Source organism: Catenulispora subtropica (assembly GCF_039531675.1).
Classification (GTDB): Bacteria; Actinomycetota; Actinomycetes; order Streptomycetales; family Catenulisporaceae; genus Catenulispora; species Catenulispora subtropica.
This window is the reverse complement of record NZ_BAAAQM010000127.1, coordinates 1-1,368: the sequence shown is the minus strand read 5'-3', so window position 1 is coordinate 1,368 and position 1,368 is coordinate 1. Positions and strand designations below refer to the sequence as shown.

Here is a 1,368-nt window from a genome sequence, read left to right as displayed (position 1 = left end):
GACTCCTCCAAGCCGGTGACCATCTCGCTGCTCGCGCCGTCCTACGGCAGCAGCGACAAGGACGACACCAAGCTGTACTGGCAGCAGATCATCAGCGAGTTCCAGGCCAAGTACCCGAACATCAAGGTCGACCTGCAGATGGCGACCTGGGACAACCTGGCCACCAAGCTGACCACGGCGATCCAGAACAACGACGCCCCGGACCTGTTCGAGGGCGGCGGCTACGCCGACGTGGCGGCGCAGGGCCTGCTGTACAAGGCCTCGGACATCGTCTCGCCCGACACGCTGAAGAACCTGATCCCGCACGTGGCCGAGCTGGGCCAGACCAAGGGCTCGGACGGCGCCAGCGCGCAGTACGGCATCCCGTTCACCACCTCCACCCGGGCGTTCTTCTACAACACCGACCTGTTCAAGCAGGCCGGCATCACCGACGCGCCGAAGACCTGGGCCGACGTGGCCGCCGACGCCGCCAAGATCAAGGCGCTCGGCAAGACCGGCTTCGGGCTGCCGCTGGGCTCGGAGGAGGCGCAGGCCGAGACCTACCTGTGGACGCTGGGCAACGGCGGCGGCTACAAGGACGCCTCCGGCAAGTGGGCGATCAACTCCCCGGCCAACGTCGAGACCTTCCAGTGGCTGACCGACAACCTGGTCAAGCCCGGCCTGACCGAGTCGGACCCGGCCACCAAGAAGCGCACCGACCTGTGGAAGGACTTCGCGGCCGGCAACATCGGCATGATCAACGGCTCGCCGGCGCTGATCCCGATCCTGAAGCAGGGCACCATCGGCGACAACTGGAAGTCGGTCGCCATCCCCGGCAAGACCGGCCCGCTGTCCTCGCCGCTGGGCGTCGCGGACTTCATCGAGGCCTTCAACACCAAGAAGGACCACAAGGACGCGGTCAGCAAGTTCCTCGACTTCGCGCTGCAGAAGAAGTACCAGGAGCAGTTCGACAACGAGTACATGCTGCTGCCGGCCACCCAGGACGCGGCCGCCGAGCTGTCCACCCAGACCCCGTCGCTGAAGCCGTTCATCGACGCGCTGCCGTCGGCGGCCTGGTACCCGAGCTCGGACCCGCAGTGGGACCCGACCTCGCAGAAGATCAAGGACATCGTCGGCAAGGCCGTCAGCAGCGACCCGAAGGGCGTCCTGGACCAGATCCAGGCCGTCGCCACCGGTAGCTGAGCGGTTCGGAGAGCCCGGACGTCCGCCATGACGACGCACGCTGAGCGGGGCCGAAGCCTTCGGCCCCGCCCCCGCCCCGCCCGCCGCGGCCGGACCGCGCTGTCCGGTCTGGCCCCGCTGGCCTGGATCGGCCCGGCGATCGCGCTGATCGCCTTCGCCGTGCTGTGGCCGGTGGTGAAGATGGTC

At 68.1% G+C, this 1,368-nt stretch carries 1 protein-coding gene; it reads left to right on the top strand.

The genetic code is table 11. The features are described 5' to 3' along the window. Positions 1-1,182: extracellular solute-binding protein (locus ABD466_RS44240; protein ID WP_344663323.1), on the top strand; the 1,182-nt coding region annotated here is incomplete at its 5' end. Positions 1,183-1,368: the final 186 nt, after the last annotated feature.